Origin of the sequence: Lentzea alba (assembly GCF_011067745.1) — a bacterium.
In the GTDB taxonomy this organism is placed as follows: domain Bacteria; phylum Actinomycetota; class Actinomycetes; order Mycobacteriales; family Pseudonocardiaceae; genus Lentzea; species Lentzea alba.
In genome coordinates, this window is the sequence record NZ_JAAMPJ010000001.1 from 1,162,018 (window position 1) to 1,182,913 (window position 20,896).

Sequence of the window (20,896 nt, forward strand, 5' to 3'; positions counted from 1 at the left end):
CCGTGGATCGAGCCTCACTGCCCGTCGTCTCCGTCGTCGTCGTCAACTACCGCGGCGCGGAGGACACCATCACCTGTGTGCGCGGACTGGCGGAGGTGGACTATCCCACCGAGCTGCTGCAGGTGATCGTCGTCGACAACGAGGCGCACGACACCGCACGCCTGAAGTCGGAGCTGTCGGGCCTGCCCGGCGTCAAGATCGTCTCGGACGACCGCAACCTGGGCTTCGCGGGCGGGTGCAACCTCGGTGTCGAGTTCGCCACGGGTGACGTGCTCGCGTTCCTCAACAACGACGCGCGACCGGACCGGAACTGGATCAAGGCCGCGATCAGGGTCTTCCACGCCGAACCGTCCGTCGGCGCGGTGGCGAGCAAGGTGCTGGACTGGGACGGCAAGAAGATCGACTTCGTCGACGGCGGCCTGACCTGGTTCGGCATGGGCTACAAGCGGCACGTCGGCGAGGTCGACGACGGCAGCCACGACGCCCCGCGCGACGTGCTGTTCGGCACCGGCTCGGCGTTGTTCGTGCGGACGGCGCTGTACCGCGAGCTCGGCGGGTTCGACGAGCGGTTCTTCATGTTCTACGAGGACGTCGACCTCGGCTGGCGGCTGAACCTGCGCGGCTGGCGGGTCCGCTACGAGCCGGCGTCGCTCACGTACCACCGCCACCACGCGTCGATGAGCTCGATCGACCACAGCCGCGAGCTGTACCTGTTGGAGCGCAACGCGCTCGCGACGCTCTACAAGAACTTCTCCGACGAGACCCTCGCTCGCGTGCTGCCCGCCGCGTTAGCTCTCGTGGTGCGCCGGGCGACGGCGCGCGGTGACATCGACGCCCGGCAGCTGGAGATCACGCGGCGGCCCGCGGATCCGGCCGAGGACCGGGCGCCCGCCGAGATCCCGCGGCAGTCGCTGGCGGGGTTCCTCGCGATCGACCAGTTCGTCGAGATGATGCCGAAGCTGGCCGAGTCGCGGCGGATCGAGCAGGCGTCGCGGCGGATGTCGGACGTCGACCTGGTTCCGTTGATGCGCAAGGCGTTGGAGCCCGCGTACGACATCGGGCGCTACATCGTCGCGCACGACATCCTGGTCGAGGCGCTGGGCGTCGACGAGGTGTTCGGCAAGCCGCGCAAGATCCTGGTGATCACCGGTGACGCGATCTCCGAGCGGATGGCCGGACCGGCGATCCGCGCCTGGCACATGGCGGACGTGCTGTCCGGCGAGCACGAGGTGCGGCTGATCACGACGAACCCGTTGTGCGACCCGCCGGACGCGCCGTTCGTCATCGAGGGCGTGAAGCAGAAGCAGCTGCCGGAGAACGTGCGCTGGGCGGACGTGATCGTGCTGCAGGGCCACGCGCTGGAGATGGCTTCGGAGCTGAAGCAGCCGGGTTCCACCAAAATCGTGGTCTGCGACATCTACGACCCGATGCACCTGGAGCTGTTGGAGCAGGGCAAGGACGACAGCGACGAGAAGCGCGCCGCGGACCTGAAGAGCGTCACGCGTGTTCTGACGAACCAGTTGGAGCGCGGCGACTTCTTCCTGTGCGCGTCGGAACGGCAGCGGCACTTCTGGCTCGGTCACCTGGCCGCGCTGGGCCGGCTGACGCCGACGTTGTACGACAACGACCCCACGACCCAGTCGCTGCTCGGGATCGTCCCCTTCGGACTGTCGGGCAAGCCGCCGCAGCGCACCGCTCCGGCGATCAAGGGGGTCGTGCCGGGCGTCACGGACGCCGACAAGGTCGTGATCTGGGCCGGTGGCGTGTACTCGTGGTTCGACCCGCTGTCGTTGATCAAGGCGATGGACCACCTGCGGCAGCGGCAGCCGTCCGCGAAGCTGTACTTCCTCGGCATGAAGCACCCGAACCCCGAGGTCCCGGACATGGACATCGCCGGCCGGACGCGGGCTCTGTCCGCCGCGTTGGGGCTGACCGGCGAGACCGTGTTCTTCAACGACGGGTGGGTGCCCTACACCGAGCGGCAGAACTGGCTGCTCGACGCGAACTGCGGTGTCACCACGCACTACGAGCACGTGGAGACCACGTTCGCGTTCCGCACGCGGGTGCTCGACTACCTGTGGGCGGGGTTGCCGATCGTCACCACGTCCGGCGACTCGTTCGCGGATCTGGTGCTGCGCGAAGGTTTGGGCGTCGTGGTGCCGCCGGAGAACCCGGAGGCACTGGCCGACGCGCTGGAGAAGGTGCTCTACGACGAGGAGTTCGCGGCCGAGTGCCGTGAGCGCATCGCCGTCGTCCGCGAACGGTTCACCTGGGAGACGGCGCTCGCGCCGCTGGCGGAGTTCTGCCGCAACCCGAGGCCTGCCGCGGACCGTCTGTCGGGTTCCTCGCTGCTGGTGCGCGCACCGGGGCTGAGCACGACGGACAAGGTGAAGCGGGACCTGCGGCTGGTGCGCGAGTACCTGGACGCCGGTGGCCCGACCGAGTTGGCCAAGCGGGCGACGGGGCGTCTGCGCAAGATCGCGCGTGGTGGCAAGCATGGCTAATCCCCCCAAAACCCCAAAAAGAAAAGCACTGTCGGTACTGCTCGACGGCACCCCCCTGCTCGGACATCGCACCGGAATCGGCCGCTACACAGCGGCGTTGGCCGAAGAACTGGCTTCCATGCCAGATGAGGCCGACGTACGGGCGGTGGCGTTCACCTTGCGCGGCTGGCGTGCGTTGCGGACGGTGTTGCCGCACGACGTCACCGCGCGCGGCCTGCCCGTCGCGGCGCGGGCCCTGCGGCAGATGTGGCTGCGTGCCCCGTTCCCGCCGGTCGAGATGCTGGCCGGGTTCTCCGACGTCATGCACGGCACGAACTTCGTGCTGCCGCCGACGTTGCGGGCGGGCAAGGTGGTCACGATCCACGACCTGGCGTTCCTGGACGCGCCCGGCGACCTGCCGCCGTCCGACCGACGGTTGCCGGAACTGGTCCGGTTGTCGGCTCAGCGCGCGGACGTGATCTGCACGCCGACCGCGGCGGTGGCTTCGGTGGTGGCGGACCGGTTCTCGGTGCCGCTGGAGAAGATCGTCGTGACGCCGCTCGGGGTCGATCCGGCGTGGTTCGCTTCGCGGGCGCCGTCGGCCACCTTGCGCGGCCGGTTGGGGTTGCCGTCGGAGTACCTGCTGTTCGTGGGTGCGGACGGGCCGCGCAAGGGCCTCGAGTACCTGGCCAAGGCGCACGCGGCCGATCCTTCGTTGCCCCCGTTGGTGATCGTGGGACCCGGTCGGTCCGGTGTGGACGGTCGGGTGCTGCGGACCGGGTACCTGTCGGACGTGCACCTGCGGTCCGTGGTCGCCGGGGCCACGGCGTTGGTGCTGCCCTCGCGCGATGAGGGCTTCGGCTTGCCGGTGCTGGAAGCGTTGGCGTGCAACGTTCCTGTGGTGTGCTCGGACGTGCCCGCGTTGCGCGAGGTCGCCGGTGGGCACGCGCTGCACGTGCCGGTCGGCGACGTCGAGGCACTGGCCGACGGGTTGGCTCAGGCCGTCGCGGCACCCAAGACCCCTGAGGCCCAGTCCGAGCGGCGAGCGCACGCGGCCGAGTTCACCTGGCGCAGGTGCGCCGAGAAAACGGTCGAGGCTTACCGGCGGAGCAGGGCCTAACGTGCCGTGAACGGCGCTTTTGTGGACCACAAGTCCACAAAAGCGCCGTTCATGGCCAGCTTCACCGAGAGTGCGGCCTCGGCGAGCGCCTGTCGAGCTGGCTCATCGACACCTGCCGCGAGCCCGTCAGCACAGCAACGCACCTCAGGAAGCGCTGCCGATCGGTATCCGCTGTCGCGGGACGCTGAGGATTGCGCCCGGAATCGAACATGCCGAACAGGTTCTCGTACTTGAAACGGCCGTGCCAGACCGGTCACTCCAATGGCGCAGCACCGGTACGGGGAGCTACCACCCCGGCCCGGAATGCCTCCGAAAGGGCGCTTCGCCACTGCGGCAACGGACGTAGTCCCGCTGCCTCCCACGCCGCGCCCGACAGCACCGAGTAGGCGGGTCGCGGGGCCGGTCGCGGGAAGTCGGCCGTGGTGCAGGGCCGCACGCGCGCCGGATCGGCGCCGAGCTCCTCGAAAATCGCCTGTGCGAACCGGAACCACGTCGTCTCACCGCCGCCGGTCGCGTGCAGCAACCGCTCGTCCGGCAGGACCGAGGCGAGCTCCAGCAGCCCGGCGGCGAGGTCGCGCGACCACGTCGGCGAGCCGACCTGATCATCCACAACGGACAGTGACGGGCGCGAGGATTCCAGTGCCGCCATGGTCTTCACGAAGTTCGAGCCGTGCACGCCGTAAACCCACGCGGTGCGCACGACCCAGCCGCCCGCTTCGAGCACGCGGCGTTCGCCTTCGAGCTTCGTTCGGCCGTAAGCGGACTTGGGACCAACGGGGTCGGACGGCTCGTACGGCCGCGTGCCGTCACCGGAGAACACGTAGTCCGTGGAGACGTGGATCATCGGAATGCCAACGGAAGCGCACGCCTCGGCCAGCAGACCCGGGCCGACGGCGTTCACCGCGAAGGCGGTCGACTCGTCGGTCTCAGCGGCGTCGACGGCCGTGTAGGCGGCACAGTTGATCACCGCGGTGGCGCCGGCCAGATCCGCAGCCGTGACCGCAGTCACGTCCAGCTCGGCCGACGAGAGCGCGCGCACGGTCGGGGACAGGGCAGCGAGGTCGTGGCCGAGCTGGCCACGACCACCGGGAACGAGGATCAACGCTCAGCCCTTCGCCAACTGAGCGCGCTCCTTGAGCGGCTCCCACCAGGCGCGGTTCTCGCGGTACCACTCGACCGTGTCGGCGAGACCGACGGCGAAGTCGACCTGCGGCGCGTAGCCGAGCTCGGTGGCGATCTTGGAGATGTCCACCGAGTAGCGGCGGTCGTGGCCCTTGCGGTCCTCCCACGGCTCCACGAAGGACCAGTCGCGGCCCGTCGCGGCCAGCAGCTTCTCGGTCAGCTCGCGGTTGGTGAGCTCGGTGCCGCCACCGATGTTGTAGATCTCCCCCGGCCGGCCGCCCTCGGCGACGAGCTGGATGCCGCGGCAGTGGTCGGCTACGTGCAGCCAGTCGCGCACGTTCAGACCGTCACCGTAGAGAGGCACCTTCTTGCCGTCGATCAAATTGGTGACGAAGAGCGGAATCACCTTTTCGGGGAACTGGTACGGCCCGTAGTTGTTCGAACACCGGGTGATGCTCACCGGCAGTCCGTGAGTGCGGTGGAACGCCCGCGCGAGCAGATCGGAGGAAGCCTTGGACGCCGAGTACGGCGAGTTCGGTTCGAGGATGTGCGTCTCGCTCCAGGAGCCGTCCTCGATGGAGCCGTAGACCTCGTCCGTCGAGACGTGCACGAACCGGCCGACGCCCGCGTTCAGCGCGCCCTGCAACAGGGTCTGCGTGCCCAGGACGTTGGTCAGCACGAAGTCGGCGGACCCGGTGATGGACCGGTCGACGTGCGACTCGGCGGCGAAGTGCACGACCACGTCGACGCCGCGCATCTGCTCGGCCACGACGTCGGCGTCGCAGATGTCGCCGCGCACGAACTCGAACTTGCCGGCGACCGACGCGAGATTGGTCTCACTGCCCGCGTAGGTGAGCTTGTCGAGCACCACCACCTCGGCACCCGCGAAGGCCGGGTACGAGCCGCTCACCAACTCCCGCACGTAGTGCGAGCCGATGAAGCCGGCCCCACCTGTCACCAGTACGCGCATGCCATTTCCTCCTGTGGTGTTCCCCGCTCGCAGTCTGTCACGTACCTAATCGCTGCAACCCACAGCAACGTCACGTCGTGTGTCTTATAAACGACTAAACTCGAGGCGTGGGGGAGGAAACGACTGTGGAAGGCAGGAGCCTGCCGGTCAGGGTGGAGGGGACCCGGCCGTCGGCGGCTTTCCGCGCGTTCCTGACGGCGGGAAAGATCTTCGTCGCGCTCGTCTCCGCCGCTGTGCTCCTGGTCACGTCCTACGGCTGGAACAAGCTGCGCGCCGCCAACGACGGCATCGTCAAGACCGAGGTCATCCCGGAGGAGCTCACCAAACAGGGCCCCAAGCCGCTCGACGGCGCCGTCGACATCCTCCTGGTCGGCATCGACAGCCGCACCGACGCGCAGGGCAACCCGCTGTCGAAGGAAGCGCTGGCGCTGCTCAACGGCGGCTACGCCGACGGCGAGCAGAACACCGACACGATGATCCTCGTGCACATCCCGGTGGACGGCACGCGCGCGGTCGCGATCTCGTTCCCCCGCGACTCCTACGTCGAGCTCGCCGACGGGTTCGGCAAGCACAAGCTCAACTCCGCGTTCGCCCGCCAGCGCAACACCGTCGACCAGCAGCTGCGGTCGCAGGGCGTGACGGACGAGCAGCGGATCCGCACCGAGTCGGCGGCGGCCGGCCGCAAGACGCTGATCAAGACGATCGAGAACATGTCCGGCGGCGCGGTGCGCGTCGACCGGTACGCAGAAGTCAACCTGGCGAGCTTCTACGAGGTCACCAAGGCCATCGGCGGTGTCGAGGTGTGCATCAAGGAACCCACCTCCGACAGCGACTCCGGCGCGAACTTCCAGGCGGGCCAGCAGACCATCGAGGGCGCGGCCGCGCTGTCGTTCGTGCGGCAGCGCAAGGGCCTGCCCGACGGCGACCTGGACCGGATCGTGCGACAGCAGGTGTTCATCGGCGCGCTGGCGAAGAAGGTCCTGTCGAGCGGCACGCTGACGGACTCGACCAAACTGAACGCGCTGGTCGAGGCCGTGCAGAAGTCCGTGATCCTCAGCTCGGGCTGGGACATCACCACGTTCGCCGAGCAGATGCAGGGCCTGGTGGGCGGCAACTTCGAGTTCCGCACCATTCCCGTCGGCCCGCCGACGGACACCTACGGCGACGGCAACGTGCTGCCGGTGAACGCGGCGCAGGTGAAGAAGTTCCTCACCACGCTCGCCGCGGACAAGCCGTCCACCAACCCCTCCGCCCCCGTCACGACCACGACGCCGCCCGCGCCGCCGAACTCCGCGATCACCGTGCAGGTCTTCAACGCGGCGGGCATCCAGGGCCTCGCGGGCCAGGTGCTGAACACGTTGGCCGCCAAGGGTTTCCAGCGCGGTCCGGTGGGGTCGGCGCCGGAGAACAGCGACACCACCGTGGTGCGGTACGCGGCCGGCGAGGAGGGCTCCGCGCGCAAGGTCGCGGCCGAGCTCGGGCCGAACGTGACCGTCGAGGAGAACGCGTCCGTCCGAAAGGGACAGGTGCAGGTCTTCGTCGGAACGGACTACTCGTCGCCGGACGACAACGGGGAGGACGTCGATCCCCAGGGCGTCCCCGGTACGTCGTCCGCTCCCCTGTCGAGCAGCAACCCGCCGATCACGGCGGGCGGCCTGGTCTGCGTGTACTGAAATCCCGGCGTAACGGGCTTCCGATAGTTAGGCTGAGCAGGCAAATCCAGCACACGGAGGACCCACGTTGAGCGCTGCGGCACGCGCGAAGAAGACCGCCTTGGTCATCGGCCGGACGGTCGTCGCGCTCGTTGCTGTGACAACGTTGGTGTTCTCCGGCTACTTCTGGTCCGCGTTTCGGCTGGTGAAGGAGAACACCAACACCACGCAGATCCTCCAGGTGCTGGAGGACATCCCGAACTCGCCGCCCGCCGAGGACGGCGCGATCGACATCCTGCTGGTGGGCAGCGACAGCCGAACGGACGCACAGGGCCGGCCACTTCCCGACGACGTGCTGCGCAAGCTGCGCACCGAGGGCACGGACACGGTGAACACCGACACGATCATCGTGATGCGGGTGCCGCGCAACGGCGGCAAGGCGAGCGCGATCTCGATCCCCCGCGACACCTACGTGCCGATCGCCGGCTACCAGGATGACAAGATCAACTCGGCGTACGGCGCGGTGAAGTTCCTGACCGCCGAACGGCTGCTGGCCGAGGGCGTGTCGGACCAGCAGGAGCGCGAGCGCAAGTCGGACGAGGCCGGGCGCAAGGCGTTGGTGCAGGCCGTGCAGGACCTGACCGGAATGCGCGTCGACCACTACGCAGAGATCAACCTCTACGGGTTCTACCTGCTGACCGAGGTGATCGGTGGCGTGCAGGTGTGCCTGAAGGCGGGCACGTCGGATCCGAACTCCGGCGCGAACTTCCGGGCTGGCCCGCAGCTGATCTCGGGCGGCGACGCGTTGTCGTTCGTGCGGCAGCGGAACATGCCGGGCGGTGACCTGGGTCGCATCACGCGGCAGCAGGTGTTCATGTCGCAGGCGATGAAGCAGCTGCTGTCCGCCGGCACGTTCACCGATCCGGGGAAGATGAACGGACTGCTGGACGCGGTGTCGAAGTCCGTTGTCGTGGACGAGAAGCTCGACCTCGCGACGCTGGCCACGCAGGCGCAGGGGCTCGCGTCGGGCAACGTCGAGTTCGCCACCATCCCGGTGACGAGCGTCGACGCGCGCAACGAACGCGGCCAGAGCGTGGTGACGGTCGACCGCGAGGCGGTGAAGGCGTGGGTGGCGCAGCTGATCGGCGAGACGCCGAAGCCCGCCCCGTCGTCCACCCCCGCCACGCCGTCGAAGTTCGGCCCTGGGAAGCTGCTCTCGCTGGACGGCGTGCACGCCGTCGCAGCCGCTGCCCAAGATGTGCCCTGCGTCGACTAGGAGTACCGCGTGAGCGTGACCGAGATCCTCTTCACGCCGTTGCTGAAGGCCGATTCCGGTCGTCCGCTGATCACGCACTACGACGACGCGACGGGCTCCCGGATCGAACTGTCCCGCGCGACCGCGGCGAACTGGGCCGCTAAGACCGCGAACTGGCTGCGTGACGAGCACGACGTCGAGCCGGGTGACCCGGTGGCGGTGCTGCTGCCCGCGCACTGGCAGACCGCGGGCCTGTTGCTCGGCGCGTGGTGGTGCGGGGCGCACGTCGTGGGCGCGGGCGTGGACGCGAAGGTCGCCGTCGTGCCGCCGGGCGGGACCGCCGACGCCGACGTCGTGGCCGTGGCCTCGTTGCACCCCATGGGGTTGGGCTCGGGCGCTCCGGTCGACTACCTCGACGACAGCCGCCTGCACGGCGACGACTTCACGCCGTGGCAGCCCACTCCGGGTTCGACGCTCGCCCTCGGCACGGCCACCGTCGACGACGTGGTGGCGCAAGCACGAGAGCTCGGCACCGCTCTCGGCACCGAGCCCCGGGTGATGTCCACTTTGGAGTGGAACGTGCCTTCCGGTGTGCTGGAAGGGTTCCTGGCCGTGCTGGCGGCCGGTGGTTCGCTGGTTCAGGTCAGCAATCCCGACGCGGGCCGGATGGCCGCGCGCCGGGACACCGAGAAGGTCACGCAGCTGCTGGGTTGAGCACCTTGTTGTTCTTGAACAGCACGCGGTCCAGCGCGTAGGCACCACCGTTGAAGCCGAGCGCGAGCGCGGTGGCGCCGAGCACGATCGCGAGCTCGGAGCCGCCCTGGCCGATCAACGGGCCCGAAGCGTGCACGAAGACGAACGCGCCGGCCATGTTGACCGCGAGCAGCACGCCGGCGATCGGCAGCGCGAGACCGGCGATCAGCGCGAGACCGCCCGCGAGCTCGACCGTCGCGGCGAACGCGGCGGAGACCGACGGCATCGGCACGCCCATCTTCTCGAACGACCCGGCGGTGCCGGCGAGGCCGTATTCGGTCCACTTCTGCCAGCCGTGCGCGATGAACACGATGCCGACGGCGATGCGGCCGATGAGTGCGGCGACGTCCTTGACCATGGTTCTGGCTCCCCGATCCTGTCGTTGACCTGTCAGTCGTTCAACTTCAAACCAAAAAGTAGTACAGGTTTGAACGACCTCATGGTTTCGACAGGAACCCAACAGCGAGTCCTTAGGTTCGCAGGTCACGGTGATCCACCCGGAACGCCGAACGGCCCCCGTCAGCGTCGACGGGGGCCGTTCTACAAGCCATCTGCGCAGGTCAGGCCGTGGTCAGCTGCTCCACCGCCCAGTGCTGGTTCGCGCCGCCGGTGCCGTCCCACTGGACGACAGCCGAGCCGTTCGCGGTCTTGTTGTCGTACACGTCGAGCGACTTGCCGGTGAGCACGCTCACCACGCCGACGGTGTTGTTCGGACCGGGCGAGAACACGAACTGCTGCGCGCCGTTGAAGTGGCACGTGTACTGGATGAGCGGGTTGCCGTTGTGGATGTCGCTGTACCGGACGTCGAGGCACTTGCCGGACATCATGTTCTTCAGCGCGTACTTCCTGCCGCCGAGGTCGATGAGCTCCCACACCATCTTGTTGCCACCGGTGCAGTCCCAGATCTCGGTGCCGGCGAGGTCGGCGAGCGCGCCCTGGCCCGGGGTGTTCCACAGCCCGGCGACCTGGTAGCAGCGGCCCGACTGGAGACCCTTGAGGCGGATGGTGCCGAGCGTCATCTGCTTGGCCCACTCGACGTGGCTCGGGTCGATGATGCGCCACTGCTGGTTGACGGCGTTGGTGTTCGTGTACTGCACGATCAGGGTCGCGTTGCCGGTGCCGTTGTCCGCCGCGGTGGCGAACTGGCCGGAGCCGACGTTGCGCAGCTGGAAGGTGCCGTTGGGGTTCTCCAGGAACTCCCAGCGCTGGTTCGGGTGCTCGTTGCAGGGGTTCTGGATGACGCTGCTGCCGCTGATGTCCAGGCACTGCTTGGAGTTCAGGTTCCGCACCAGGTACCCGCGGTCCTTCTTGATCAGCTCCCAGACCTGCTTCGGGCCGCGCTGGCAGTCCCACAACTCGGTGCCCGCACCAGGGGCGTTGGCGCCCTGACCCGGCTGGTCCCACAGACCGGCGACCTGGAGGCAACGACCGGACTGGATGCCCTGCAGCTCGATCACCCGGTAGTTGGCGGGCTTGATCAGGTCCGCCTTCGCGGCCACGTGCTGGCCGGTGTTGAGGAACTCGTCGTAGGCGGCCTTCGTCCCCGCGGCCAGCGCGGCACGAGCGGCGGCGACGAGGTTCGGCTGGTACCTGTCGGCGACGGCCTTGTCCAGGATGACCCGGATCTGGCGCTCCGCCTCGATCCTGTCCAGCCGGTCCTGCTCGTCGATGTCGGCCTGGTGCGCGGCGTGCACACCGGTGAAGATGAACGTCTTCCACACGGCGGGATCGGGGCTCTCGTAGGCGATCTGCGCCTTGGCCTTCACCTGCACGCCCCTGGTGCGCTTGATGATCTCGTAGATGAACTCGCGGTCCGGGAGGTTCTTCAGGTCGTCGGTCGCCGTCGACTGGGTCGCCGCGGCCCAGGCCTGCTCCTTGGCCTTGCGGTTGGCTTCGCGCTCGAGTCGTTCGCGCTCAAGACGTTCCGCCTCTTCGATCTTGCGCTGCTTGTCGATGCGCGAGGCGGCGTAGATGCCGTTGACGAGGAACTCCTGGCGCTGTTCATCGGTCGAGCCGGTCTTCAGCACGAGCGCGGCGCCCTTTTTGACGTCGCTGCCGTCCTCCGCGTGCTCCCAGAGCTTGAAGACGAAGTTCTCCAGCGAACCGTCGAGCTGCGCCTGCGTGACGTCCGTCCAGTTGATTTCCGCTGCTGCCGCAAGACGTTGGCGGTCGCGTTCGGCCTTCTTCGCGGCCTCGATCGCCTCCTGGGCGCTCGCGGTGAAGATGCCGGCGGTGACGAACCGGTAGCAGGCGTTCTCGTCGGGATCGGAGAACGCCGCGAGCGCCGCGTTCGCGATGATGGTCTTCCTGTCGTTCTGCGCCTTGCGCCACAACGTGAGCACGAAGTTCTGCTCGGTCATCACGGCCATTTCGGGCGTGAGGATCATGCTGAGCTCACGGGCAGCGCGCTCGCGTTGCTCCGTTGTGGACTCTTGTGCGGCGGACTCGGCACTTGCCGCGGAGTCCGAACTCGTGGTGGGCGCGGCCATCGCCGGTGCGGTGAAAGCACCGCTCGCCAAAGTGACCGCTACCGCGAGCGCTGTGATTCTGCGCATGCCGCGGCCGGCCAGATCAGATCTGGACAAGTGAATCCCCCAAGATTCATCAAGTTGTCGGCACCGCCCCAGTACCCCAGTGAAAATCTGGTGCCAGGGCGCACTCTAAGCACGCGATCTCGCGAACCGCAACCGAATGTGTCCGTTTAGGCCGAACGGACGCGGGACCCGTTGACATGCGTGTTAGGAAACTCCCGAGCGCTCCTGCTCATCGTTTTTCACTGGGGTACTGGGGGAAGTACATGGGGCGTCATACGCTCTTGCGCGCGGTCTTGGGGGCCGCGCTCACGGTGGGAACGGTCGTCACGACCGCCGTTCCCGCTGCCTTCGCCGACACGACGACGGTCGCGGAGGACCAGGTCGAACTGACCTCGTTCCGCCACGACTTCGTCATGAGACTGGCGTTGCGGGACGCGATGCCGGAAGTCAGAGCCGAAGCCTGGAACGCGTTGCGCAGCAACGCCGGTGAGGCCGCGCTCGTCGACTTCCTGGCCGTCGGGTATCCGAACGCCAAGACGCGGGCAGCACAACGAATCGACCGGAACTACAAGTACATCAAGCGCGTCAACGACTTCTCGCTGACGGGCAGCGCGGTGCGGGCGACGTCCAGCCGGGCACTGGTGGACACTCCCGCGGCACAGGCCGAGTACGTCCAAAGTGGACATGCGAAGGCGCAGGAACTGGACCGCGTCAACAACAACAGGTACGAGGAGAAGCTCGCCCGGCTGGCACAGGAGGACCACGACTACGTGGCTCAGCTCGCCGCGAACGATCCCGGCACCCAGGTCCGCGCCGCGGCGAACCGCGCGCTGGCCACCGGGGGCGAGACCGGGATCGGGCTGTTCTTCAAGTACTACTGGGGGATCGGGGCCGATCTCGACAACGAGGCGTTCCGCCGCAACACCGCCGACCAGAACGACGTCTGGCACAGCAAGATCCGTTCGCTGACCGAGGCGGCGCTGGCCGCGGAGAAGGCCGAACGCGAGTCGAGCAGCGAGCTCGCCCGCAAGGCGAGGGCAGACGCGATCGCGGCGTGGCGCGAGATCGAGAGCCAGTCCGGTCAGTCCTCTGTGGACTGGCTGGCGGAGAAGGCGAAAGCCGACTCGCAGGCCGCTTCGTGGGCGTCCGTCGCGGCACACGCCCGTGCGGCGCAGACGGAACAGGACTGGGCTGCTGTGCTCGCTCGGGCCAACCAGGGCAACACGTCGTGGGCGGACGAGGCCGAGTGGGCTCTGCAGCAGGCGAACTCGTGGCGAAGCATCGCGGCACAAGCACGGTTGAGCGTCCTCGCGGCTCTCGACCGTGGCCAGGGGGATGACTGACAACATGCGCACAACACCAACCAGCGCCGCCACCTTGCGGCGCCGGTCGATCGCGGCCGTCATCATCACGGTGCTGCTGGCGTTGGTGGGCGGTACGACGCCCGCTCTCGCCGCGCCGCAGCCCACACCGGTGCTCCAGCAACAGCAGTCCTCCGCGAACGATCCGGTGGACGAGGAGTACGAGTTCTACCAGCAGCTCGTCCAGGACATCGCCGAGCACGCCGAGGACGTCGAAGTCCGCGACGCGGCCAAGGCGGCCGAACGCAAACGGGCCGAAGCGACGGAGAACCGGCGCAAGGTCGAGGAGTGGGCGCGCACCGGCGGCCCGAACGTCAAGGTCCAGGCCCAGCGGGTCGAGGCCGTGCGCAAGCGCGACGGGTCCTGATTGGACGCAGTTGAACAGGCAGGGCCGGGCGGGATCCTCCGTCCGGCCCTGCCTGTTTCCTTGACACGCGTGTTAGACATCCTGTGCCACAACGTGGTTCCTGGGGGGAATTCATGAGGCGTCGACCGCGCGTACCCGCATGTCCGCGGGCGTCTGCCAGTCCCTCAGCGAGCACGTGATCCGCGGCCGCCGGCCGCACCAGCCTGGGGGATGGACAACGTGACAGCGACAAGAGAATTCAGCGCCGCCTGGTGGCGGCGCAGAGCGAGCGCGGCCGTGATCGTCGCGGTCCTGCTGGCACTGGTCGGCGGCACCGCGCCCGCCGTCGCGGCGCCGGTACCCGTGCTCGCGCAACAGACCTCGGCCCCGTCCCCGGTGGAACCGGTGGACGAGGAGTACGAGTTCTACAAGATGCTCGTGCAGGACGTCGCCGAGCACGCGGAGGACGTCGAGGTCCGCGAGGCGGCCACGGCGGCTCTTGCCGAAGGCAGCAAAGAGAAACTGCTCTGGTTCCTGGACCACGGCGAGGCCGAGGCGAGGGCCAAGGCGGCGGAACGCAAGCGCGTCGAGGCCGCGCAGAACCGCGCCAAGGTCGAGGAGTGGGCCCGCACCGGCGGTCCGAACGTCAAGGCGGGCGCGCAGGCCGCGCTGAACTCCGGCGACCAGGCGATCAAGGACTTCGTGGCCTACGGCTACGAGATCGCGCTCAAGCGGGACAAGCAGCAGGCCGAGGACGACAAGGCCGAGCGCGACCGCGTCATCGCCCGCGTCAAGATGATGGTCGAGCAGGGCGGCCCGCAGGTGAAGATCGAGGGCGAACCGCTGCTGATGCGCGGCGACTACGCCCTGATCCGCGAGTTCTACCTCACCGGCTACCACGTCGCGAACCAGCGCGACCACGACTTCCAGAAGGCGATCGAGCAGGCGCTGATCGACCGCAACAAGGCGATCACCGACCTGGAGGCGCTCGCCACGAGGTCCGCGACCGCGGCGAACGCGCGGGCGGAGATCCTGCGCGCGAACATCGACGCGGTCAAGAACCTCGACGACGTCACGCTGGCGCTGAACCTGGCCGCCAGGGCCGCGCACAAGGCCGACGAGATCCACCGGGACGACCGTCCCGGCCGGGCGCACGGTCAGCGGGGCCGTGCGGGCGAGATCGACGTGTTGCGCGCGGAGGCGACCCAGTGGGCCGAGAGGGCGGCGCGGATCGCGTTGAACTCCGCGGGGACCACCCAGCGCGCGCAGAACGCGGGCGCGCGACTGGTCGAGACCGGCCTGACCAACGGCCTGGACTGGGCCAAGGTCACCATCGCCATCGGTGGGGCCGTCGAGGCGGCCGCACGGGCCGCGGAGACCTCGCAGCACGCCGCCGAGGCGACGCTGGCCGACAGCCGGGCGCTGGACGCGAACGCGGGTGCGCAGGAGCACGCGGAGAACGCGAAGAAGTACAAGGAGGAAGCGGAACGCGGAGCCGAGCAGGCCGCCGCGCTCGCCACGGCGGCCCGCACGCAGCTCGGCATCGCTCAGGCAGCGCGTGACAGGGCAGCCGAGCAGAAGCGGATCGCGGAAGCTTCTGCCGCCAAGGCACGCCAGCACGCCGTCAGCGCCCGCACCCAGCGCCTCAACGCGCAGTCCGCGGCGTCCAACGCGGTCGGCAAGGCGCAGAACGCCGTCGCCGCGCGCAACGACGCGGTGAAGGCGGGCCTGCGCGAACAGGAGACGCTCGACGCCGTTGCGCGCACCGGCCGTGAGGCCAAGACGGCGACCTCGGTCTGCCAGGGCAAGGTGAGCTTCGCCGAGCAGGCGGAAGCGGGGCTGAAGAAGGCCCGCGAAGAGGCCATCGCGGCAGGCAAGAACGCCGACGAGGCGACGAAGGACATCGCGGAGGCGACGGGCCGGGCGCGAGCCGAAGCCAACGCCGCCGCCGCGTGGGCGAGTCGCGCCCAGTCAGCCGCCAACGCGGCCGCGGAAGAAGCGCGGAAGGCGGCACAGGCAGCGCAGGCGGCCCGTGCGGCCGCCACTCGGGCCGAGCAGGAGGCCGTGACCGCCCGCCGGGCCGCGGACGACGCGAACCGGCTCGCCATGGAGGCGACCAACGTCGCCGTCGCCACGCAGGCCGCCGCCGAGAACACGCGGTACGAAGCCGAAGCGGCCATCTCCGAGGCCAACTCGGCGGTGTGGCAGTCGTCGATCGCCGACCGGGCCGCGTCCGCAGCCGCCGCGTCCGCCGCGTTGATCATCGACCCGGCCCGGATGGCCGACCTGATCGCCAAGCCGTACGCGGGGATCAACGGTGACGCCCGCAGGGCGCTCGCCCTGGCCGCCAAGGCTCTGCTGATCGGCGAGGAGCAGTCCCGCGCCGCCCAGGAGAAGGCCGCCGAGGCGCAGAAGGCCGCGCAGGACGCCACCAAGGCAGCCGACACCGCGCTCGAACAGGTCAAGCCCGCCTACGAAGCCGCCGCCCGCGCGGCCAAGTCGGCACAACAGGCGGCGGAAGACGCGGTCGCCGCGACCACCGCGGCGAACCAGGCCACTCAGCACGCGGCGGGAGCGCACGCCGCCGCCACCACGGCCTCGCAGCACGCGGCGTCGGCACGTGCGGACTCCGTCGGTGCGGCGAACGCGGCTGCCGTCGCGTCGAGCGCCGCGCAGTCCGCAGGCCAGGCCGCGGCCGCCGCCGAGCAGATCCACCAGTGGGCGATCAAGGCCACGGCGTCGATCCACCAGTTCACCGCCGACGTCGGCGCGGCCCTCGACCTGATCAACGACTTCAAGCTGCGCGCGGAGGAAGCGCAGAAGCAGGCGGCTCGGGACGCCCAGCGCAAGCAGGACGAGCTCAACAAGCAGTTCATCGAGGGCGCCACGAACCTGCTCCAGTGCTACCTCTCCCCGCTCGCACCGGGCTGCCTGATCATGCAGAAGAAGTACGCGGAGCTCTGGGCCGACGGCCTTTCCGGCGCGGGCAGCTACATCAAGAAGGGCATCGACTGCCAGGGCGGCAACGAGCAGGCGTGCCGCGAGTTCGAGGACTCCACCAAGAAGATCCAGGACTTCGCGAAGAACGCTCTCGACGGCTTGGTCGAAGGTGCCAAGAACACCTGGCAGGGCATCGTCAAGCTCGGCGAGTGCGCCCTGCAGACCAAGATGCAGGCGTTCGCTCCCGCGTGCGGCGAGATCTGGGCCGGTCTCACGGACCTCGCCCAGAACCCGTACAAGCTGGTGCACCTCGACACCTGGCACGAGAACCCCGGCAAGGCGTTCGGCCTGAGCCTGTTCGACGTGCTGGCGGCCGCCGCGACCACCCCGCTCGGGGGCAGCGGCAGCGCGTTGTCCAAGTCGCTCAACGTCGTCCGGAGCTCCATCAGCCGGACGACCGCCTACATCTCCAAGGAGGTCGGCCAGTTCGGCAGCTTCCTGGTGAAGGCCGCGGACGGCGTGCCCAACAAGCTGCCGGGCGACCTGGCGGAGGTCCTCAACCTCTCCGTGCGGGTGGAGAACGGCATCGCCAAGCTGGACGGCGGTGTCGTGGGGATCGACGGCAGGCTTTACAAGCTCGAAGCGCTGGAGCTCAAGGCCGAGGGCGATCTGTCCCGGCTCGACGGTTCCTTCGCGCGCATCGAGGCGAAGACCGACGCCAACGGCAATCCTCTCGATCTCCGGATCACGGTCGAGAACGGCGTGGCCAAGCTCGAGAACGCGAAGTTCAGGTTCGACCAGCTGGAGAAGATCGACCCGCCGTCGACGGCGAAGAACGTCGAGGGTGTCGAGGACAAGGTCACCGGCGTCTGGACCGCGGAGGAGTTCGGCCGTCCGCTCAAGCTGGAGAAGCCCGCCAACGACGCCGTGAACACCTTCCGCAAGACCGCGGAGAAGGCCGAGTTGTCGATCAGCCCGAAGGTGCAGGCCCTGGCCGACGAGTTCGGCCGGCTGGACGGCTTCGCGAAGCGGCTCAAAGAGGTCGACTCGCTGAAGCGCAAGGTCGCGGGCAGGATCATCGACCAGCCCGACGTCACCAAGATCCTCCCGTACATCAACGACAGCGTCCGGTACACCATCGTGCTGGAGGACGCCGCCTACGTCGCCGGCGTGCAGTCGGCGATCGCGAAGATGGAAGGGCTCTTCGAGAAGGTCGAGGTCAAGAACGCCTGGAGGAAGAGCGAGAACAAGAACGAGTACAAGGGGATCAACAGCACCTGGCGCGATCGCGAGACCGGCCACCTCTTCGAACTGCAGTTCCACACGGAGAGCAGCCTGCTCGCGAAGACGCTCGAACACCCCTGGTACCAGCTGACCCGCATTCCCGGACTCACCGCGCTGGAGGTGGACTTCGCCAGGGCGCAGTCCGCGTTGCTCTTCGCGGACGTGCGCGTCTCGCCCGCGTTCATGGAGATCCCGGACTTCGAGTGGGTCGGAAAGCCGAAGTAGGTGAACAAGACCGATGGCCAGGAAGTACAGGTACTACGCGTTGATCGGAGTTCCGGACACGCTGGACGACCCGCACGCCGTGGTGAGGGTGGGTGGTGAGTTCGACGAGAGCTTCACCACCAACCTCGAGTGGGCCCGCACCGACCTGATGAACCGCATCGAGTGGGGCCGCGACGACTACGAGGTCGTGGAGATCAGCGAGAAGGACGCCAAGCGCTTCGAGAAGACCCAGGCTCGCCGGGTCGCGGAGGTGCGCAAGCGCGACGGGTACTGATTCACGCTGAAACCGGGCCGGGTGGGAGTTGTCCACCCGGCCCGGTTTCTACTTCTTGAGCGTCAGGCCCGCGCCGGACGGGTTCGTCAGCGTCAGCGTGTTGCGGTCGATCTTGTAGGTGATCTTGCCCTTGGCGAACAACGCGTCCAGAGCGTTCTCCACGGTTTCCACGTCCGGCCTGCACTTGATCAGGGTCTTGCCGTCCCACGCGAAGGTGATCGTGTCACCGTCCACTTTGTACGGTCGGCCGACCGGACCCTGGTAGTTGCAGCCGTTGTCCACCGTCATGGCGCCGTCCTTGAAGACGAACGTGGTTTTGGCGTCGCCGGGGACGGACGAAACGGCATCGCCGTTCATGATGCCGTCGACGAGCCAGGTCCCGCCTTCCAGCGTCGCGGGGGCTTCCGCGGCGAGCACGATCTCGGTGTCCGCTCCGGTGATCACCAGGTTCGCGCCGTCGAGCTTCCACGACGGCTTGGCGTCGAGCAGCTTCGCCAGCCACTCGTCCTGTTGGTGCAGCTCGGGTTTCGGGCATCCCATCGCGGTCGTGCTGATCTCGGCGACGGAAAGCTTTCCGTCGTCGAGGGAAACGGGACCCTGCATCATGTTGCAGCCGGCGTTGGCCATCAGCCGGTCGTCGTCGGTGAATCTCAGATCCACCTTCGTACCTTCGACCAGAGCGCGCGGCTTGCCCTGCTCGGTCACGGACGACGACACGTACACCTTGCCCCGCAGGTTGGGACCGCCCTGTTCGAGTTGACCACCGGTGCAGCCCGTCGCACCGATCAGCACCAGGGCGGCGAGGGCGATTCGGTTGCTCATGCCCCCAGGACGGAACCCCGAGCCCCCTCGGTTGCCCGGAAGTTGGGGGTTGACAGCCGCCCACCTCTGCGGCTTACTTAACCCAGAGGTTAGATAACCAAGTGGTTAGGTACGAGATGGACCAGCTGAGCGCCACCTTCGCCGCACTGGCGGACCCGACGCGTCGCGCGATCCTCGCGCGGCTCACCGACGGCCCGGCAACGGTGAAGGAGCTCTCCGAGCCGTTCGACATCAGCGGCCCGGCGATCTCCAAACACCTGCGCGTGCTGGAGAAGGCAGGCCTGATCACCCGCGGCAGGGAGGCCCAGTGGCGCCCCTGCCAGCTCGACGCGACACCGCTGAAGGAGGTCGCCGTGTGGGCTGAGAACTACCGCCGTTTCTGGGATGCGAGCTACACGCGCCTGGACGCACTCTTGACCGAGATGAAGGAGACAGAGCAATGAGCACCGTCAAGTTCGGCACCACCGTGACCCTCCCGTCCGACACCGAGATCGCGATGTCGCGTGAGTTCGACGCGCCCGCTTCCTTGGTCTGGAAGGCGTTCACGACGCCGGATCTGTTGAAGCGCTGGCTGCTCGGCCCCGACGGCTGGGAGATGCCGATCTGCGAGGTCGACCTCCGCGTGGGCGGCAAGTGGCGCTACGGCTGGGCGCTGCCGGACGGGTCTTCCGCTTTCGAGATGTACGGCGAATACACCGAGGTCACGCCTCATTCGCGGCTCGTGAACACCGAGCACTTCGAGGACAACCCGCCGGCCGTCACGACCGTGGAGTTCGTCGAGACGGACGGGCGGACCGTCATGACGACCACCATGCGGCTGGTGTCGCAGGAGGCCAGGGACGCCGTGCTGGCGACGGGCATGGCGGACGGCGCGGGCCGCAGCTACGAGCGACTGGGCGAGGTTCTCGCGTCGCTGTGACCCGTTCGGCGGAGTAATGCGGGTCCTCGTTCGGGCGATGCTCCGCGTGACCGGTCACGCGGAGGGTTGCTCATGGCCACGCTTTCCTTGCTGTTCGTCGTACTGGCTGTTCTCGCGATCGTCGGCGTAGTCGTGTGGTCGACGAGGTTGATGGCGAGACGAGCTGAGATCAGGAGCGAAACCGCCGTCGGGGCAGCGAAACTCGCGATCGTCGCCGCCACCACGCACCAACCGCCGGCCGACCTCGAACAGGGACGCATCCGCACGTTCCTGATGCTCGACGAGAGCTCGATCATGAGCCTCTACAGCCAAACCCCCGCTGCCGCCGCCGAAGCCCGCATCCGCGAGGTCGAGCGCGGCACCTCGCGCGAGGGCTCGCTGGGCCTGAGCAGCTCGCTGCTGGAGGCCGGCGGCAAACGTTCGGGCAGCGAGACCGTGCGCGAGACGTTCGAAGCGGAGACGAACGCCGCCCGCGCCCTCGACGTCGTGCTCCGGCACCTGGTCGCCACCGACGAGCTCACCCAGATCGACCTGACCACGCAGCCGAACCTGGATCATGCTTCGCAGGGCTACGTGAAGATCAAGGCTTCGTACCGGATCACCACGGGCGACAACGACATCACCGTCTCCGCCACCGGGGTCAGGTTCACGATCCGACGTTCGCAGGTGACGGAGTCCAGCTCGGCCGTCTTCGCCGACGGCGCGACCTTCGTCGCGATCTGCTTCGGCCGCGCGGCGCGCTGGGATCAGTCCACTTTGGTCATTCTGCCGTCGGCGCTGTACCTGGCCTGAGGTTGGCGGAGCGTAGTCACCATTGGGGACACCGGTTCCCCCGG

Annotated in this window: 17 protein-coding genes; 12 read left to right on the forward strand and 5 right to left on the reverse strand. The window is 68.3% G+C overall.

Annotation, left to right across the window (positions count from 1 at the left end; translation table 11 throughout):
- Window positions 1-2 precede the first annotated feature (2 nt).
- Window positions 3-2,504, forward strand: coding sequence for a glycosyltransferase (locus G7043_RS05440; RefSeq protein ID WP_166044425.1), 2,502 nt, complete (start codon window positions 3-5; stop codon window positions 2,502-2,504).
- Window positions 2,497-3,603: a glycosyltransferase family 4 protein gene (locus G7043_RS05445; RefSeq protein WP_166044426.1), complete on the forward strand. Its 1,107-nt coding sequence runs from the start codon at window positions 2,497-2,499 to the stop codon at window positions 3,601-3,603. Before G7043_RS05440 ends, G7043_RS05445 begins: the two co-directional genes overlap by 8 nt.
- Window positions 3,604-3,856: 253 nt before the next feature.
- Here the strand turns inward: G7043_RS05445 and rfbD are convergent, their stop codons facing one another.
- Window positions 3,857-4,705: a dTDP-4-dehydrorhamnose reductase gene (rfbD, locus tag G7043_RS05450; RefSeq protein ID WP_166044427.1), complete on the reverse strand. Its 849-nt coding sequence runs from the start codon at window positions 4,703-4,705 to the stop codon at window positions 3,857-3,859.
- Between the two features lie 3 nt (window positions 4,706-4,708).
- A complete protein-coding gene (gene rfbB / locus G7043_RS05455) occupies window positions 4,709-5,695 on the reverse strand; it encodes a dTDP-glucose 4,6-dehydratase (protein ID WP_166044428.1) in 987 nt (328 codons plus the stop codon).
- Window positions 5,696-5,802: 107 nt separating this feature from the next.
- On the opposite strand from rfbB, the gene G7043_RS05460 reads away from it, so the two are divergent.
- The 3 genes from G7043_RS05460 to G7043_RS05470 all read left to right on the forward strand — a co-directional run bounded on the left by G7043_RS05460 (window position 5,803) and on the right by G7043_RS05470 (window position 9,316).
- On the forward strand, window positions 5,803-7,368 hold the full coding sequence (locus tag G7043_RS05460; RefSeq protein ID WP_313887710.1) for an LCP family protein: 1,566 nt from the start codon (window positions 5,803-5,805) through the stop codon (window positions 7,366-7,368).
- A gap of 67 nt (window positions 7,369-7,435) precedes the next feature.
- Window positions 7,436-8,623, forward strand: coding sequence for an LCP family protein (locus G7043_RS05465; RefSeq protein ID WP_166044429.1), 1,188 nt, complete (start codon window positions 7,436-7,438; stop codon window positions 8,621-8,623).
- Window positions 8,624-8,632: 9 nt separating this feature from the next.
- Window positions 8,633-9,316: a TIGR03089 family protein gene (locus G7043_RS05470; protein ID WP_166044430.1), complete on the forward strand. Its 684-nt coding sequence runs from the start codon at window positions 8,633-8,635 to the stop codon at window positions 9,314-9,316.
- On the opposite strand, the gene G7043_RS05475 is transcribed toward G7043_RS05470, so the two are convergent.
- Window positions 9,297-9,713 carry a DoxX family protein gene (locus tag G7043_RS05475; protein WP_166044431.1) on the reverse strand — a complete coding sequence of 139 codons (417 nt, stop codon included), beginning with the start codon at window positions 9,711-9,713 and terminating at the stop codon, window positions 9,297-9,299. The two genes, G7043_RS05470 and G7043_RS05475, sit on opposite strands and share 20 nt — an antisense overlap.
- 202 nt (window positions 9,714-9,915) lie before the next feature.
- A complete protein-coding gene (locus G7043_RS05480; protein WP_166044432.1) occupies window positions 9,916-11,910 on the reverse strand; it encodes an RICIN domain-containing protein in 1,995 nt (664 codons plus the stop codon).
- A gap of 260 nt (window positions 11,911-12,170) precedes the next feature.
- Here G7043_RS05480 and G7043_RS05485 point away from each other — a divergent pair, with 260 nt between their 5' ends.
- The 4 genes from G7043_RS05485 to G7043_RS05500 all read left to right on the forward strand — a co-directional run bounded on the left by G7043_RS05485 (window position 12,171) and on the right by G7043_RS05500 (window position 18,319).
- Window positions 12,171-13,232 (forward strand): hypothetical protein, encoded by a 1,062-nt coding sequence (locus G7043_RS05485; protein WP_166044433.1) that lies wholly within the window; start codon window positions 12,171-12,173, stop codon window positions 13,230-13,232.
- Between the two features lie 4 nt (window positions 13,233-13,236).
- Window positions 13,237-13,617 carry a DUF4179 domain-containing protein gene (locus tag G7043_RS05490; protein ID WP_166044434.1) on the forward strand — a complete coding sequence of 127 codons (381 nt, stop codon included), beginning with the start codon at window positions 13,237-13,239 and terminating at the stop codon, window positions 13,615-13,617.
- 219 nt (window positions 13,618-13,836) lie between these two features.
- Window positions 13,837-18,045: an ALF repeat-containing protein gene (locus G7043_RS05495; protein WP_166044435.1), complete on the forward strand. Its 4,209-nt coding sequence runs from the start codon at window positions 13,837-13,839 to the stop codon at window positions 18,043-18,045.
- Window positions 18,046-18,058: 13 nt separating this feature from the next.
- Window positions 18,059-18,319 carry a hypothetical protein gene (locus G7043_RS05500; RefSeq protein WP_166044436.1) on the forward strand — a complete coding sequence of 87 codons (261 nt, stop codon included), beginning with the start codon at window positions 18,059-18,061 and terminating at the stop codon, window positions 18,317-18,319.
- 48 nt (window positions 18,320-18,367) lie between these two features.
- On the opposite strand, the gene G7043_RS05505 is transcribed toward G7043_RS05500, so the two are convergent.
- Complete coding sequence (locus G7043_RS05505; RefSeq protein WP_166044437.1) at window positions 18,368-19,141, reverse strand: META domain-containing protein; 774 nt, start codon at window positions 19,139-19,141, stop codon at window positions 18,368-18,370.
- A 116-nt stretch (window positions 19,142-19,257) separates the two neighbouring features.
- Here G7043_RS05505 and G7043_RS05510 point away from each other — a divergent pair, with 116 nt between their 5' ends.
- From G7043_RS05510 to G7043_RS05520, 3 genes are all read left to right on the forward strand, one after another.
- Complete coding sequence (locus G7043_RS05510; protein ID WP_166044948.1) at window positions 19,258-19,584, forward strand: ArsR/SmtB family transcription factor; 327 nt, start codon at window positions 19,258-19,260, stop codon at window positions 19,582-19,584.
- Window positions 19,581-20,060: an SRPBCC family protein gene (locus G7043_RS05515; RefSeq protein WP_166044438.1), complete on the forward strand. Its 480-nt coding sequence runs from the start codon at window positions 19,581-19,583 to the stop codon at window positions 20,058-20,060. Before G7043_RS05510 ends, G7043_RS05515 begins: the two co-directional genes overlap by 4 nt.
- Before the next feature lie 72 nt (window positions 20,061-20,132).
- Window positions 20,133-20,852 carry a DUF6414 family protein gene (locus G7043_RS05520; RefSeq protein ID WP_166044439.1) on the forward strand — a complete coding sequence of 240 codons (720 nt, stop codon included), beginning with the start codon at window positions 20,133-20,135 and terminating at the stop codon, window positions 20,850-20,852.
- The last annotated feature ends 44 nt before the right edge of the window (window positions 20,853-20,896 follow it).